Here is a 16,040-nt window from a genome sequence, read left to right as displayed (position 1 = left end):
ATTTTGTAAGAGTTATTTTATTATTTGAGATATTCACGAAAGAACTGTTCGAGTTTGTCGAACGGAATGATATTCATTCGGTCGTACAAATCCGTATGGTTTGCATCGGGGATAATCAATAGTTCCTTGTTATCACCTTTCAACTTCTTGAACGCATCCTCGCTGAAATAACGTGAATGTGCCTTCTCTCCGTGAATCATCAATACCGCACTACGGATTTCATCGCTGTATGATAGTATCGGCATATTGATAAATGAGAGTGATGAAGTCTTATTCCAGCCACCATTCGAGTTAAGCGAACGCTTATGGTAACCACGCTGAGTTTTATAATAACTGTGATAATCCTTCAGAAATTGGGGAGCGTCGGAAGGTAACGGGTCCACGACTCCTCCGGCAAGAGTATACGTACCGTTTCTGTAATCTTCCGTGCGTTGTGCATTAAGCTGTTTGCGAAGTTCATAACGTGCGTCGGCATCCATCGCATCGAAATAGCCATTGGCATTTACGCGGCTCATGTCGTACATCGTTGAAGTGACGGTCGCTTTAATACGTGTGTCGATAGCAGTCGCATTGAGCGCCATACCGCCCCATCCGCAAATACCGAGAATACCGATACGTTCCGCATCCACATCGTCGCGGGTGGAAAGATAGTCAACCGCCGCACTAAAATCCTCCGTATTGATATCCGGGGAAGCGACGTAACGGGGTTCACCACTACTCTCGCCGGTATAAGACGGATCGAAAGCGATGGTAAGGAAACCACGTTCCGCTAAAGTCTGCGCATATAAACCCGATGACTGTTCTTTCACCGCCCCGAACGGGCCGCTCACAGCGATAGCCGGTAACTTACCTCCGGCATTTTTCGGAATATACAGATCGGCAGCAAGAGTAATGCCGTACCGGTTGTGGAAAATCACTTTCGTGTGATTCACTTTATCACTCTGCGGGAACACCTTGTCCCACTCTTCTGTTAAATTCAAATTCTTTTCCATACTATCGTTATTTAAATGATTGTCTGCCGCAAATAGATTTGCCGTGATGCAAAGACATACAGCCATTGCCATACACTTGTTTTTCAATATTTCCTTCATCTGGTTTATTATTTATGTTCATAAGGCAAAGGTAAAGGCTTATATCGCATTGTCTTGTAGACAAATTACAGATATTATAACCTTAATTACTGAATGTGGGTGTATAAAATATAACTTGATATGAAACACCTAAAGATGGGCATAACCACATAAAAAAATCCCACAAAACGAATGTTTTGCAGGATTTATCTATGCTTATATAAGATGAGCGGTCTGGACGAGTGTCGAACGAAAACAACAATCTACTGTTAACCAATACTTTACGATAGCATAAAATCAAGTCCAACGCCTAATCCAACGTGCAAACTTTACTAATTTTAAGTACTTTACAATAATTTCAAAAAGTTTGGATATCACTATGATATCTAATGCAGAGGTATATAAAATATTGATAATGCCAACTCTTTTATTGGTTTTCTTTGCAAAGTATGCGAAGAAAATTTGTAATGCGGAGAAAAAGGAGTATATTTGTCGCAATAATTGCGTAGAATAAAACTGTACTTTATGTATATATATCAGACTAAGGATTGGCCGAATTTTACATGGAACAATGGCAAACTGCTTACATTGTTAGCTAATGTAAGACATTTGCAAGGTCGTTTATTGGGACAAATGGGAAGTTTAGGGTTTAAATTAAAAGAAGAAGCCGTGCTTTCCACGTTGACTTTGGATGTTCTGAAATCAACTGAAATAGAAGGAGAAATCCTGAATAAAGACCAGGTGCGTTCGTCTATTGCTCGTAAATTAGGCTTAGAGGTATCCGGTCTTGTCGATTCGCCCAGAAATGTGGATGGTGTTGTAGAAATGATGCTTGATGCCACGCAAAATTATGCTAAGCCGATAACCACAGAAAGGCTATTGGGTTGGCATGCCGCACTTTTCCCAACCGGTTTTAGTGGTATGTATAAAATAGAGGTCGGCAAGTATCGGAGTGGTGATATGCAAGTCGTTTCCGGAGCAATGGGCAAAGAGAAAGTTCATTATGAAGCTCCTAAACCGGATCAGGTGGAAGCCGAAATGAATTTATTCTTGAAATGGTTTAATGATACATCATCAGATATAGACCCTGTACTGAAAGCTGCAATCGCACACTTCTGGTTTGTTACTATTCACCCATTCGATGATGGGAATGGTCGTATTGCGCGTGCTATAACAGACCTTCAACTTGCTCGAAGCGATGGAAGTTCACAGCGTTTCTACAGCATGTCAAACCAGATACTTGTTGAGCGAAAGAGATACTATGAAGTTTTGGAAAAGTCTCAACATGGAACAAGCGATATAACAGAATGGTTGGTTTGGTTTTTAGCTTGCCTTGAAAATACCTTGCTCAATAGTACTGATGCGTTAGACTCCGTTCTGAAAAAAGCTCGTTTCTGGGAAAAACACAGCCAAACTCCACTGAATGATCGCCAGCGGTTGATGCTTAACAAATTATTAGATGGGTTTGATGGAAAACTGACATCTTCCAAATGGGCAAAGATAGCTAAATGCTCACAAGATACAGCCATACGGGATATACAAGACCTCATAAACAAGGATATTTTGCAGAAAGAGGCGCAGGGAGGAAGAAGCACGAATTATGAATTGGTTGTAGAATGAACACTATTTATAGTATTATGGAACACTACAAACGAGTTACTAAATATTGGAGAGATTCTCTTGTAGATAAACAGTTTTCACAAGGAAAATATAAGTTTTCGAATTTAGCAAAATCTTTTTTGCTAAATGATAAAAATAATTTCTTCAGAGTAAATAATAAAAATGTACTTTGCAATTTATTCTCCGGTGAAGATAGCACTGTTGAAACTTTTTATATTCCATTCTCCCATAAGAAAATCACCAGCCACAATAAACATGAGAAAGATTATCGCCCCGAAATACTTTTTCCTATAATATTTAAAGTACAAGTTTCTGAAAACGGTTTTATCTACCCTATTGAAAAACCAATAATTCCAAGAGACTTATTACTCCCTTTGGACAAAGAGGATTTTTTCATTGGTAATATGGATGACTATGATTTGTTTGTAACCCAAAATGACATTCCTAAGTTTGAATTCTCGGAAACTTCTGAATGGGAAAAATATTATTCAGAAAATATCGAATCTCAATATCAGAAAGGGTTAATTGAATACTTGCTGAGAGAATCGATTATAGACAATGAGCGTGCACAAGAAGATTGTAAGAAATTAATCAAGTCTTTAAACAGAAATAAAACGGTTAAAAAGAAATTCCTCTGTGCTCAAGGTAAATATAATGAAGATTGGAGTAAAACAATCGAGGACAAATTAACAGATGACGGAATTTTTTATAAACACATTGAATCATATATCACAAAATGGAATGATTATTTTGAATATATAGATAAACTCTTAGATAAAGTTATTGTATCCGGAGATATTTTCAGCGGCTATGAAAAGACCAATTCCGCCTATTTTACCAATGGTGAGTTAAATATTTCTTCTAAAATCACGGCTGTATACGAAGATATCTATACGCGTGATAAAAATCCTGATTTAAGTCTTTTCCAAAATTACGCAACAATTGAAGAAGAAAAAGAAATACCTGTTGCTGATTCAAATCTTTTTTTCTCCAAAAGATTAGGGCATAATAACAACGTATATCCGTTAGCCGATGCTCAGAGAACTGCTGTTTCTGCTTTATTAAGCGGAAAACAGGGGGAAATATTACCGGTCAACGGTCCTCCCGGAACAGGAAAAACAACAATGTTGCTTTCAGTGGTTGCCTGTTTATGGGTAGAAAACGCAGTAAAAGAGGTAGAACCTCCGGTAATCATAGCTAATTCTACAAACAATCAAGCTGTTACAAATATAATAGATGCTTTTGCCAAAGATTTTTCTAAAGGAATAGGAGATTTTGCAGGCAGGTGGATTGATGATGTAAAGAGCTTTGGAAGTTATTTTGTGTCAAGTATGCGGTCGGCTGAAGCTCGGGAAAAGGGTTACATTACAGAGGACGCTGTTAAAGACATGGAAACGGAAGATTTTTACATCAAAGCAAAAGAATCGTTTCTTAGTAGATCCGGGAAAACTTTTATAAATAAGGATATTACAGTTGAAGAGTCGGTTCGGGAATTGCATCAATTGCTGATTGATAAAAAATCGTTACTTGCAGATATTGAAAAAACTTACCGTAATTATCACGAGTTAGGAAATCTAATCAGCGAAACTTTAAAGATTGACTATAAAAATAGAGAGGCCATAATAGAATTTGGTAGAACGCTCACTGAACATAAAAAAGACGTAGAAATAATCGAAGATAAATGGGAAAGGTATTTAGCATCAGAAAGTATGTTACTAACAGCACTTTCATTTCTGCCGTTTATCAGAAAGAAGCGTAACCTTAAAGCAAAAGTTTTTGCTAAAGAGAATAATTTCTCTCTATATATTGATATAAATGATATGGATGCTGAAAGATTTATCTCGAGTATAAAATATAAAAAAGAAGTTCTTCTTTCTGATATCCAAAAATACGATGCATTCATAATGGCATTGAATAATTGTACTGCTACACTTGATAAATTGGAAAATGGTATAGACCCCAATTCAGCGTTTATAGAAATTGACAAAAAAGCAGACACTAAAATAAGGTTTGAAATGTTTCTGATAGCTACCCATTATTGGGAAGGACAATGGTTAATCGAAATGGAAAAACTGATTGAGAAGGGACATTTAAGTAATACTCACTGGAAGTATAAAAATATATGCGAAAATAACTGGCGCAGGAGAATGAAAATTACTCCATGTGCTGTAATGACTTCTTATATGCTGCCCAATTACTTTTCTTTTTCGAGAAAAATCCATGACAATTTGAACAAGTCAGATTATTTGTATGACTTTATCGATTTGTTGATAGTAGATGAAGCAGGACAAGTGTCTCCCGAAGTGGCAGGAGCAGGATTTTCTTTAGCTAAAAAAGCATTGGTGATTGGAGATACCAAACAAATACCTCCGATAAGCAAACTTACCAAAAGTATCGATATCGGAAATCTTCACAAGGCAAATTTGATTTCAAAAAATCAAGGAATTGAGAAGATAGACGAAAACTATAAAGAATTACAGGATAAAGGAATTGCCTCAGATGGGGGCAGTGTAATGAAAATTGCGCAAAACAGAGCGAAATATTATCCTGAAAAGAAATTAGAGAGAGGATTATATTTATATGAGCATAGGAGATGCTACAACAATATCATAGCATATTGTAATGAATTGTGCTACAAAGGAGTTCTAAAACCGATGCGTGGGGAAGCTTTAGAGGATTCTTTACTACCTTCTATGGGATATTTAAACATTGAGGGTAAATGTCAGAATATCTTAGGTAGCAAACAAAATGAATTGGAAGCTAAAGTTATAGCCGGATGGATTATTACTAATTATAAAAAGTTGAGAAAAGCATACAATGGCGAAGAGATTAAGGATATTGTGGCAGTAGTAACTCCATTCAGACAACAATCTATAAAAATAGCGGGATATTTAAAGGAGCCCAAAGACAAGAGTTTAAAAGATGAACTTTCTCAAATAACTGTAGGCACAGTTCATTCGCTGCAAGGTGCGGAAAGAAAAGTAGTATTATTTTCTCCAACCTATTCAAGACACAACAAAGGAAGTTTCATTGATAATGACAAAAGTATGCTGAATGTTGCCGTATCACGTGCAAAAGATAGTTTTTTAGTATTTGGAGATATGTCATTATTTAACAGGCAATCCATATCCCCGACAGGCTTATTATCTAAATATCTGTTTGAAAATGAAAAAAATGAACTTTCCTATGAGCATCAATACTCAAAGATATTTCTAAGAGAGGACTTAGTATCTAAAGAGAATCCTCCAAAAATTCTAATGAACTACAAAGAGCATGATGCGTTTCTGAAAAATATCTTCAATGAAGCTACCAACAGGATAGTTATCATTTCTCCATGGATTATTTATTCTACGATTGAGAAAAACGGATATGATAAATTACTGTCCGGTAAGAATGCAAAAATTACCATATATACGGATGAAAAATTCAATACTTGTACTCAAAATAAACCTGATAAGAAAAAGGAAGAGGAGTTTGAATTAACCTTGAAAAAATTAAAGGATTTGGGTGTTGAAGTAATTGTTAAAAATAATATCCACAGCAAAATAGTTGTAAAAGATAATGATACGATGTGCATCGGCTCTTTTAATTGGTTTAGTGCTCAGAGGGGAGGCAAATACTGCAATACGGAACATTCTATTGTTTATCAGGGGGAAAATATCAAAGAGGAAATTGACAATGTTATAAATCAATTGAAATGAAAGAGACTGAATTAAAATACTTTTTTCCTTACAGAATTGAAAAACAATATCATTTTAAAGATAAACTACGAAACAGGGATGCTTTCTTTGATGAGATGGAAGGCAAAAATGAATATTTCTATAAAGATGAAGGCAATTACGGATATAGAAGGAATCGCGACCATTTATCTTTACTGGACCGTAGCATAAATGATTATATAATTTCTGATTTATATATAAACTGGGAAAGGTGGTATAGGAATGGACGTAACATTTTCGCATTCTCTAAAGAGTTATTGGAAATGTTAAGTTTTACAGATGTCGATGATGTAAGTTATAAATCATTTAGTCTTCCATATGATAACTTTTATCTGTCTTTACGGCCGTTAGGATTAACCATAACAAAAGATTCGGATAAAATAATTGAAGGGGTATATATCCTGGTAGATAGAATGGCAATGGAAAAAATGGTGGATAATAACGGGAACGAGTTCTGGAATGATTATGCAATAAGCTTTCATTTTGTTGGTGACTTTGAGGATTTTATCATAAAATACCACGATAAAGTTTGGAATGAATCGGGGAGCGGAGGACAAAGCTTCTGGAATTTCGCTTTTTATTTTAGTGAAAAGGAAAATATAATTACTATATCTGATGCTGTAAAGGATTGGCAAAGTGTGGAGGAATATTCTTTGTTTCCTGAAAATAAAGAAGAAATTACAGACGAACACTTAGATTTATACACCTATTATCAGGAATTGGTTAACGGCACATACAAGATTATTGTGAACTGCTTACTTTATTTGTCTATGTATAAACAGGATAAAGACATTCAAGCCCATTATGTAGATGACTTACCTCATAATTTAAATAAAAAGCTGGTATTTTCAAAAAGCAAAAAAGAAACAGAAAAGATTGAAAAAAAAATTGCAGAAACAGGATTTTCTAAAATACACTATGTAGGAAACTCTTTCAAGAAGCGTTCTCAAGTAAGCGATAATTCGAGTTTGATTTTGTCTTCACATTGGCGTAGAGGGCATTGGAGAAATCAACGATTTGGTGAAAAGCTGATTTATGAAAAACTGATTTGGATCAAACCTGTTATAGTAAACAAATCTTTAGGAACCCCACAGAAAGGGCACATATATGAAATATAATATGCTTAGCCACTGATTATCAGAGCATAAAATATTAGGAACGATATAAATGAAATGGCAAGAAAATTAATCACATCACCCACTAAGGGTAAGCCCCCGATAAAGTACCTGTATAAATTAACTTCGGGAGCAAATTTAGTGAAATTTCTTCAGGTTGGGGATATTTTTCTGTATTTCACAATGGTGGGAAAGGAATGGGGCAAATGCGGATTTGCAATACAAGTGCAACACTGTAAAAAAATAAAATCCTGTTAATCAATAGACTAACAGGATTTTAAGCGGTCCGGACGGGACTCGAACCCGCGACCCCATGCGTGACAGGCATGTATTCTAACCAACTGAACTACCGAACCAAATAAAATAAAAAGACAAAACATTATTCAAAAGAGGCGGTCCGGACGGGACTCGAACCCGCGACCCCATGCGTGACAGGCATGTATTCTAACCAACTGAACTACCGAACCAATGTTTTTGTATTGCATCTCTCTCGATTGCGGTGCAAAGGTAGATAATATTTTTAATTATACAACAGTTTCACACAAATATTTCACATTGGATTGATTATTTTTTTACTTTTGTCCTCTATATAAATATAACAAACATGAAGAATACTCCAGTAGATTATCAGACTGCCAGACGAATAATAGATGGCTACGGATTACCGGATTTCGGGAAAGCAACGATTCGTGAAGTTGTTGCCATATCCACACAATTGGAACAGGAAACAAATACCGAGTTCATACACATGGAAATGGGTGTTCCCGGATTAAAAGCGGCACAAGTGGGCGTAGACGCAGAAGTAAAAGCATTACAAAACGGCATCGCTTCCATTTACCCGAACATCAACGGTACGCCGGAAGTAAAAGCAGAAGCCTCCAGATTCATCAAGGCATTCATTAATATAGATATTGCTCCGGAATGTTGTGTTCCGGTAACCGGCTCCATGCAGGGAACATTCGCCTCTTTCCTCACCAGCGGACAATGCACGGAAGGAAAAGACACCATCCTGTTCATCGACCCGGGATTTCCTGTCCAGAAACAACAAATCGTTGTGATGGGCTATAAATACGAATCATTCGATGTATACGAATACCGTGGAGAAAAACTGCGCGCAATCCTGGAAGAACATCTTTCCAAAGGTAATATCGCAGCTATGATCTACTCCAATCCCAACAACCCGGCCTGGTTCTGCCTGACAGACGACGAATTGAAGATCATCGGCGAAATGGCAAACAAATACGATACGATCGTGATCGAAGACCTCGCCTATTTCGCAATGGACTTCCGCAAAGAACTTGGCAAACCGTTTGAAGCACCTTACCAGGCAAGCGTTGCCCATTACACAGATAATTACATCTTACAGATATCCGGTTCCAAAGCATTCAGCTATGCCGGACAGCGTATCGGCGTGACGGCTATCTCCAATAAACTTTACCATCGTGCCTATCCGGGACTGACCAAGCGTTATGGCGGTGGCACTTTCGGTACAGTATATATTCACCGTGTTTTATACGCCCTGTCATCAGGAACCAGCCACTCGGCACAGATTGCATTGGCTGCCATGTTCAAAGCGGCATCCGACGGACAGTTCGATTTTATCACTGAAGTGAAAGAATATGGACGCCGTGCTGAAAAGCTAAAGAAGATCTTTACAGACTATGGCTTTACGATCGTTTACGACCATGACCTGGACGAGCCTATTGCCGACGGTTTCTATTTCACGATCGCCTATCCCGGAATGACCGGCGGACAGCTGATGGAAGAACTGATCTATTACGGCGTAAGTGCTATCTCATTAAGCACGACAGGAAGTAATCAGGAAGGACTTCGCGCCTGCACTTCGTTTATCAAACCGCATCAATATGATCTGCTTGAAGAGCGTTTAAAGCTATTCAAAGAAAATCATACCTTATAATTAACACAAACCCGGCATTTATTTTACACTTATTAACCCAAATGCCGGGTTTTTCGTTTGCTTCTTAACATCAAAAGCCATATATTGTCCCTGTCTAACAACAGTAAGCAATCTTCACTATGGCTACATATAATAACATATTCAAAATTACGCATAATAATCTCCTTCCTGCACAAGGAAGCATACTCATATCAGAACCTTTCCTGCAAGATGCTTATTTCCAGCGTTCTGTTGTTCTACTGGTAGAACACAATACGCAAGGATCGATGGGGTTTGTATTAAATAAGAAAACGGATCTGATTGTAAACACTTTTTTCCCGGAACTGGAAGAGTATCCGGAAATACCAATCTATCTGGGTGGCCCGGTAAGTGCCAACCGGTTGTTCTTTATCCATTCATTGGGAGATCTGATCGTACCCGACTCTGTAAAGATCAAAGACCGCCTGTATTTCGACGGTGATTTCGAAGCATTGAAGCGTTATATGCAGAATGGCCATTCGATTGAAGGAAAAGTAAAGTTTTTCCTTGGTTATTCGGGATGGACGGAAGGACAGCTGGGAAACGAGATCAATAAAAACTCGTGGGTAGTCAGTCACGCAGCTAAAGAAAATGTATTACTTGCCGATGGAGAAAGTTTTTGGAAGAACTCACTTGAACAGTTAGGCAGTAACTACGAGGCATGGACTAAATATCCGAAAGATCCTTATCTGAATTAAATTTTCACACAATCTGTTTATTTACTTTTTGCATCATCAGTACATCAGAATATCCGTTTTCTGTGATGATCCAATCTGTCATGATACCTGTAACGGTAAATCCGCAGCGGGTAAAAAGAGCTTTGCTGGCCTCGTTATCGACGGGTATATGCACATATAACTGATGCAGTTTCAGAAAAGAGAACGTATAATCCACCAGTACATTCATTGCTTCGGTAGCCAACCCGTTTCCTTGATAAACAGGTTCCAGTAAAATACCGATACCGGCACGCCGATGATGCGGTTCGAAATCGTACAGGTCGACAGTACCGACAGCCGCCCCCGTTGAACGGAGCTCGATCATCAGGCGTAACTGCTTCAGGTCGAAGATATCACGATGCGACTCACGAATATACTCTTTCAGTATATAACGCGAATAGGGAGACATTGTATTTCCAAGACTCCAAAGCTCCGGATTATTCTCCCAGCGATACAAAAGTTCCAGATCTTCCGGCTCCAGGGCACGGAGACGGATCGTTTCATTTTCCAGTTGTGCCATATTATTTTCCCGGTGATATTAGTTGTCCACTTTTTTTACAATAAATATGATAAGTAACTTTCTTGTCGACCAGCGTATCCATAAACAGAAGCATCTGTTCAAAACGGGCATCCGGATAACAAAAAGCATAATCCGTAAACTCCTTCATCTGATTACGGCGGCAGATAGCATCCATTACACGTTCCTCATCCAGATCCCAAAGATTTACATGTTCCAGTTCCGGCATCTGTTTTACACAGGCAGCCTTAATCGCTTCAAAATTGTCCTCACGGCAAAGAACCAGTAAGCGCTTATGCTTGCTTTTCGACTTTGGCTTTACTCCCAACAAACGCGATAAAGCAGCCAATGAAGCACGCAACCCGATAGCCAGCCGGATAAAAAATCCCATCAGCCAGCCGGAATGAGGATAATATTTATTGAAAAAGATCAACATGGCACCGTAGAATGCCTTTACATATTTCATATCGCCATGCTTGGTACTTTCTCCTTTATAATGGAGAATACGCTCGGGGATATAATAGTTTTTATAGCCCCCCAACACCATCCGGTACGACAGGTCGATGTCCTCGCCATACATAAAGAAATCTTCATCCAGGAGTCCGGTCTTATCCAGCGCTTCATGGCGCAGCAACATAAATGCACCGGCCAGCACATCCACTTTATGTTGTTTCTCCTTATCCAGATACGCCAGGCTATATCTTGAAAAAACACGGGATTTCGGAAACAACTTCGACAAACCGAAGATCTTACAGAACGAAACCCAGGGAGAAGGAAAACTCCGTTTACTTTCAGGCAGGAATACCCCATGCCCATCCAGCATCTTTACACCTATCCCACCTGCATTCGGATGTTCATCCATGAAGAAACACAGGGTTCGAAGACTCTCCTCACCTATCACTGTATCCGGATTAAGCAACAAAACATACTCTCCGTTGCATGGACGGATCGCCTGATTATTGGCCTTAGCAAATCCCGGATTATCCTTATTCTCTATAAACGTCACTTCCGGAAACCGGGGACGGAGATAATCGACAGAACCATCCGTCGAATTATTGTCCACAACAAAAACCTCAGCATCGAGTCCGGCAACAGCAGCCTGAACCGAATAAAGACATTGTTCCAGGAAATACTTTACATTATAGTTTACGATAATAACGGAAATCTTGGTTTCGTACATAAGAATCAGATTATATTTTTATTGAGTCATTAAAACTGGTACGGTTCACAATAGAACGTCCCAATGTTATTTCGTCCGCATACTCAATCTCATCACCAATAGAAACACCACGGGCAATGACGGTTATCTTCACATTATAAGGGGATAGCTTGCGATAGATAAAGAAATTGGTCGTGTCCCCTTCCATCGTAGTACTAAGTGCAAGGACAATTTCCTTTACTTCTTCGTTAGCGACCCGTTGCACCAGACTGTCTATCTGCAAATCGCCCGGTCCAATACCGTCTATCGGCGAAATAATCCCTCCAAGAACATGATAAACACCACGAAACTGCCCGGTATTTTCGATCGCCATTACTTCCTTGATATTTTCAACCACACAAACGGTCGACTGATCCCGTTTAGGATCAGCACAGATAGAACACATCTCATCGTCACAGATATTATGACAAACTTTGCAATACTTCACTTCTTTCCGCAAGGCCAGCAAAGCGGATGCAAAATTTTCCGTATAACCTTCATCCCGGCGTAACATATATAAAGCCAGTCGCAAAGCCGTCTTCCTCCCCACTCCGGGAAGCGAAGCCAACTCATTTACTGCATTTTCCAATAAAGCGGATGGATATTTTTGAGTCATTGATTACCTTTCTTTGACCACAAAGATAGATAATTTCAATCATATCAAATCCGATCGGCCGTTTTTTACTGAAAATCGACTTCCCGGATAGTAAAGATCCATTCTATCTTATAATGTTTATAAAGTAGACAAACAGGGAATAAAGTCCACTATACGATTTTGTATAAAAATGCGAAGGAGAAAAAAAACTTCACAATAAATCGGTTTTGAAACTGCTGTTGATAGACTTTTTCGTGAAAGTTTGTTACGCCTATATATATTTTCCAGTAGAAACTTGTTTTATTAGAAAATACAATCTACGTTTGTATTATAATCCTTGCAAGGGAAAAAATATTAATAACTCAACAACACTAGGAGATTTTACAATGACAAGAAAATACATCAAAAGACACTGGCTCACATTACTGGGGATAGCAATAGGCGCACTTGGAGGATTTCTTTATTGGAAATTTATCGGTTGTACAACAGGGACATGCCCTATAACTTCTTCACCAATCAACAGTTCGATTTGGGGAAGCATCATCGGGGGATTACTTTTCAGCTCTTTCCAAAAAGAAAATAAAGTTTCAACAAATAAAGATAAATAACTTATAGATATGGAAATAGAAGAAAAACAGAATATGCAGCAATCATATTCTTTATTCGGAATGTTTACATTTGCACTGCGCCTGGTTGTTGGCTGGACTTATTTTTCCGCTTTCTGGCGAAGGTTGATACTGGAAAATAAATTGATTCCCGACACAGCCGGTTACATTGGAGAAAAATTCAATCATTTTCTCCCCAACTCATTCGGTATAAAGCCTCTCATCGAATATCTCGTATCCAATCCGGAACAGCTCTGGTGGTCGATGGTTATATTTACAATCATTGAAGGAATTGTCGGATTGCTTTTCATACTCGGCTTCTTTACCCGATTGATGAGTATCGGAGTGTTAAGCCTTGCTACCGGAATATTATTAGGTTCAGGTTGGCTGGGAACAACCTGTTTGGATGAATGGCAAATAGGCGTTCTGGGCATCGCCGCCGGTTTCACGATCTTCCTGTCAGGTGGAGGAAAGTTTTCACTCGATAATAAGCTTATTTCCAGGATACCGCAGTTTAACGAATATGGATGGACACGATGGCTGACCTCCGGTCCACTGCCTGTCAGCCATAATGTATTAGGAAAAATGTCGATCACAGGTGCTACGGCCATATTATTCCTGACACTCCTGACTAATCAGGTATTTCATAACGGAGTATGGGGAAAATTACATAATAAATCTGTCAAACCGAAAATCGAGATATCAGCAGCCGGTCTGGATCAGGATAAACTTTCATTCACCGTTTACCGTGTGGAAGGTGCCGATGTATATGGATCTTTTCTGATCGGTATCACTCTAAAAGATACCAACGGAAATATTATTCTTAACAGGAACGGAGAAGAATTATCCGAATTTCCGGCAAAAGACATCAAAAACAATTATGTGGCAAAAGTTGTTCCAGGTAAACATAGCCTTGTCATACCATTAGGTAGTAAAGCAGAGCTAACGTTAAAGGATAAAGCACTGGCTGATTTGCCAAAAGGAAATTACGAACTTATATTAACAGATATAAGTGGTATCGCCTGGAAACAGGACCTGACATATTAATTATCAATATCAAAAAATGTATCTAATGAAAAGTAGAAAATTCTTTACATTGCTGGCTTTAATGGTCGGTTTTATGACGCTGGCCTCATGCAAAGGACAGGCTAAAAACAACGAAGCAGCAAGCGACACCGAAACTACAGGAAAAGAGACAGCAGCTCCTGTACACCTCAATAAGGCTGACTTTCTGAAGAAAGTATATAATTACGAAGCCAGTCCGAATGAATGGAAATATCTGGGCAATAAACCTGCCATCATCGACTTCTATGCCGACTGGTGCGGTCCCTGTAAGATGATCGCTCCTTCACTGGAACAGCTAGCCAAAGAATATGCCGGACAGATCAACATTTACAAAGTCGATGTAGATAAAGAAACAGAGTTGGCCCAGGCATTCGGCATTCAGGGAATACCGGCCCTTCTATACATCCCTATGGAAGGAAAGCCCCAAATGCTTCAGGGAGCAATGCCTAAAGATCAGTTAAAGGAAAAGATAGAATCAATTTTACTGAAAAAGTAATTTGTTTTTCACTTCAGTTTTCACTTACTCTACAAACAAAAATTTTCAGGTAGACTTGATAATCTTCTCAAAAAAGATACTTTTTTCAAGTCTACCTGAAAATTTCCCCATCCAAAGGTTTATTCCCCATAATCATCATAACATCTAAATATTTACTAACTTTGTCATCGTTTGTAAATCATAAAACGAAACGTCATGAGTAAAGACCTATTTATGCTGAGTATGTGTATGTTTATTGCACAGTCAGTTTTTGCACAATCATATTCCAAATACTTCCGCCTGGCTAATCAGGATACCGTCAATTTCACCTTTACAGTGAAGAAGTCCGATATTAAAGCAATAGACTGTTATCCCCAGCGGATTACACAAATTTCGAAAAACGGAGATAATTACGAAATATCACTCACAACTATCAATCCCTGGCCCGAATGCTACATAGAAGGAGCCGGTTGGTGTTCTGTCGACCCGACTATGCCTTCGTATATCTGCCCGCATTTTGCTGAAATCAGGATGCGTTACGGGATAGATTACAAAGACTGCGACATCAAAACCCTAAATTATGACATCGAACCGATTGAGTTTACCAAAAGATGACCATTATGGCAACAGAGAATAAAATAAAGTACTTTGAAAATCGGGAAGATTGGAGAAAGTGGCTGACAGACAATTTTGAAATCAAAGATGAAATTTGGTTTGTCTTTCCTCAGAAATCATCAGGTAAAAAAAGCATTATATACAATGATGCCGTTGAAGAAGCCCTTTGTTTCGAATGGATTGACAGTACAATAAAATCGCTTGACAAAGAACATAAAATTCAGCGTTTCACGCCAAGAAACCCTAAAAGCACATACTCGCAAGCCAACAAAGAAAGACTTAAATGGTTATTAGAAAATAAAATGATACACCCTAAATTTGAGGATAAAATACGAACTATTTTGTCTGACCCTTTTATTTTTCCAGATGATATAATTGACAGATTGAAAGCAGATAAAACAACATGGAAAAACTATCAACACTTCTCCGACCCATATAAACGTATCCGAATTGCATACATTGAAGCAGCCAGGAAACGGCCTGAAGAATTTGAAAAACGACTAAACAACTTTATCAATAAAACGAAAGAGAATAAAATTATAACTGGATTTGGGGGAATCGGAAAATACTATTAATCTCTCATAAAATACCGATGCCTAACTTGCGTCCTGCCTGCAAGCCCACAAGCAAGCAGTCGTAACTGCGTTGGCTAACAACCCATTCTCCACCCATCTCTCAAAAATATACAGCAGCATAAATTACGGCCATATATTTTCTACTCATAGATAAATACACTATATTTGCAAAATATACAGCCGTAAAGTTTACTGTCGTATATTTTCAAAATAGTATGA

14 protein-coding genes and 2 tRNA genes are annotated in these 16,040 nt (G+C 38.4%); 10 read left to right on the top strand and 6 right to left on the bottom strand.

Features of this window, described 5'->3' with window-relative positions:
• Nucleotides 1–20 precede the first annotated feature (20 nt).
• A complete protein-coding gene (locus HMPREF1535_RS17295) occupies nt 21–1,091 on the bottom strand; it encodes an alpha/beta hydrolase (RefSeq protein WP_046146965.1) in 1,071 nt (356 codons plus the stop codon).
• Between the two features lie 504 nt (nt 1,092–1,595).
• Here HMPREF1535_RS17295 and HMPREF1535_RS17290 point away from each other — a divergent pair.
• From HMPREF1535_RS17290 to HMPREF1535_RS17280, 3 genes are read left to right on the top strand one after another with little or no spacing between them, the layout of a single operon-like run.
• Nucleotides 1,596–2,690, top strand: coding sequence for a Fic family protein (locus tag HMPREF1535_RS17290; protein ID WP_046146964.1), 1,095 nt, complete (start codon nt 1,596–1,598; stop codon nt 2,688–2,690).
• A gap of 17 nt (nt 2,691–2,707) precedes the next feature.
• A complete protein-coding gene (locus tag HMPREF1535_RS17285; protein ID WP_167769559.1) occupies nt 2,708–6,391 on the top strand; it encodes an AAA domain-containing protein in 3,684 nt (1,227 codons plus the stop codon).
• Nucleotides 6,388–7,527, top strand: a complete 1,140-nt coding sequence (locus HMPREF1535_RS17280; protein WP_046146962.1) for an AcrVA2 family anti-CRISPR protein — start codon at nt 6,388–6,390, stop codon at nt 7,525–7,527. The genes HMPREF1535_RS17285 and HMPREF1535_RS17280 overlap by 4 nt, the downstream gene beginning before the upstream one ends.
• A gap of 279 nt (nt 7,528–7,806) precedes the next feature.
• On the opposite strand, the gene HMPREF1535_RS17270 is transcribed toward HMPREF1535_RS17280, so the two are convergent.
• Nucleotides 7,807–7,880: transfer RNA gene (locus HMPREF1535_RS17270), tRNA-Asp, on the bottom strand.
• Nucleotides 7,881–7,917: 37 nt separating this feature from the next.
• Nucleotides 7,918–7,991 (bottom strand) — tRNA-Asp (locus HMPREF1535_RS17265).
• A 137-nt stretch (nt 7,992–8,128) separates the two neighbouring features.
• On the opposite strand from HMPREF1535_RS17265, the gene HMPREF1535_RS17260 reads away from it, so the two are divergent.
• Nucleotides 8,129–9,442, top strand: coding sequence for an aminotransferase class I/II-fold pyridoxal phosphate-dependent enzyme (locus HMPREF1535_RS17260; protein ID WP_046146960.1), 1,314 nt, complete (start codon nt 8,129–8,131; stop codon nt 9,440–9,442).
• Between the two features lie 119 nt (nt 9,443–9,561).
• Nucleotides 9,562–10,158, top strand: coding sequence for a YqgE/AlgH family protein (locus tag HMPREF1535_RS17255; protein WP_007659374.1), 597 nt, complete (start codon nt 9,562–9,564; stop codon nt 10,156–10,158).
• A 4-nt stretch (nt 10,159–10,162) separates the two neighbouring features.
• Here HMPREF1535_RS17255 and HMPREF1535_RS17250 read toward each other — a convergent pair whose 3' ends face one another.
• Genes HMPREF1535_RS17250 through recR form a run of 3 tightly spaced genes read right to left on the bottom strand, consistent with a single transcriptional unit; the run spans nt 10,163 to nt 12,507 of the window.
• Complete coding sequence (locus HMPREF1535_RS17250; protein WP_046146959.1) at nt 10,163–10,696, bottom strand: GNAT family N-acetyltransferase; 534 nt, start codon at nt 10,694–10,696, stop codon at nt 10,163–10,165.
• A gap of 1 nt (nt 10,697) precedes the next feature.
• Nucleotides 10,698–11,873 carry a glycosyltransferase family 2 protein gene (locus HMPREF1535_RS17245; RefSeq protein ID WP_046146958.1) on the bottom strand — a complete coding sequence of 392 codons (1,176 nt, stop codon included), beginning with the start codon at nt 11,871–11,873 and terminating at the stop codon, nt 10,698–10,700.
• A gap of 10 nt (nt 11,874–11,883) precedes the next feature.
• Nucleotides 11,884–12,507: a recombination mediator RecR gene (gene recR, locus HMPREF1535_RS17240; protein ID WP_046146957.1), complete on the bottom strand. Its 624-nt coding sequence runs from the start codon at nt 12,505–12,507 to the stop codon at nt 11,884–11,886.
• A 365-nt stretch (nt 12,508–12,872) separates the two neighbouring features.
• Between recR and HMPREF1535_RS25475 the strand changes: the two genes are divergently transcribed.
• The 5 genes from HMPREF1535_RS25475 (at nt 12,873) to HMPREF1535_RS17220 (ending at nt 15,821) form a co-directional block, all read left to right on the top strand.
• Entirely contained in the window at nt 12,873–13,094 is a 222-nt protein-coding gene (locus HMPREF1535_RS25475; protein ID WP_082207556.1) for a DUF6132 family protein, read from the top strand.
• A gap of 9 nt (nt 13,095–13,103) precedes the next feature.
• Nucleotides 13,104–14,138 (top strand): TQO small subunit DoxD, encoded by a 1,035-nt coding sequence (locus HMPREF1535_RS17235; RefSeq protein ID WP_046146956.1) that lies wholly within the window; start codon nt 13,104–13,106, stop codon nt 14,136–14,138.
• Nucleotides 14,139–14,163: 25 nt separating this feature from the next.
• The gene (trxA, locus tag HMPREF1535_RS17230) at nt 14,164–14,652 is read left to right on the top strand and encodes a thioredoxin (protein WP_082207555.1); all 489 of its coding nucleotides are present in this window, start codon (nt 14,164–14,166) and stop codon (nt 14,650–14,652) included.
• A 195-nt stretch (nt 14,653–14,847) separates the two neighbouring features.
• Nucleotides 14,848–15,246 carry a hypothetical protein gene (locus tag HMPREF1535_RS17225; protein WP_046146954.1) on the top strand — a complete coding sequence of 133 codons (399 nt, stop codon included), beginning with the start codon at nt 14,848–14,850 and terminating at the stop codon, nt 15,244–15,246.
• A gap of 5 nt (nt 15,247–15,251) precedes the next feature.
• On the top strand, nt 15,252–15,821 hold the full coding sequence (locus HMPREF1535_RS17220; protein WP_046147598.1) for a YdeI/OmpD-associated family protein: 570 nt from the start codon (nt 15,252–15,254) through the stop codon (nt 15,819–15,821).
• The last annotated feature ends 219 nt before the right edge of the window (nt 15,822–16,040 follow it).

It is taken from the genome of Parabacteroides goldsteinii DSM 19448 = WAL 12034, from assembly GCF_000969835.1.
GTDB classification, from domain to species: Bacteria; Bacteroidota; Bacteroidia; order Bacteroidales; family Tannerellaceae; genus Parabacteroides; species Parabacteroides goldsteinii.
This window is presented reverse-complemented; position numbering and strand designations above follow the sequence as displayed.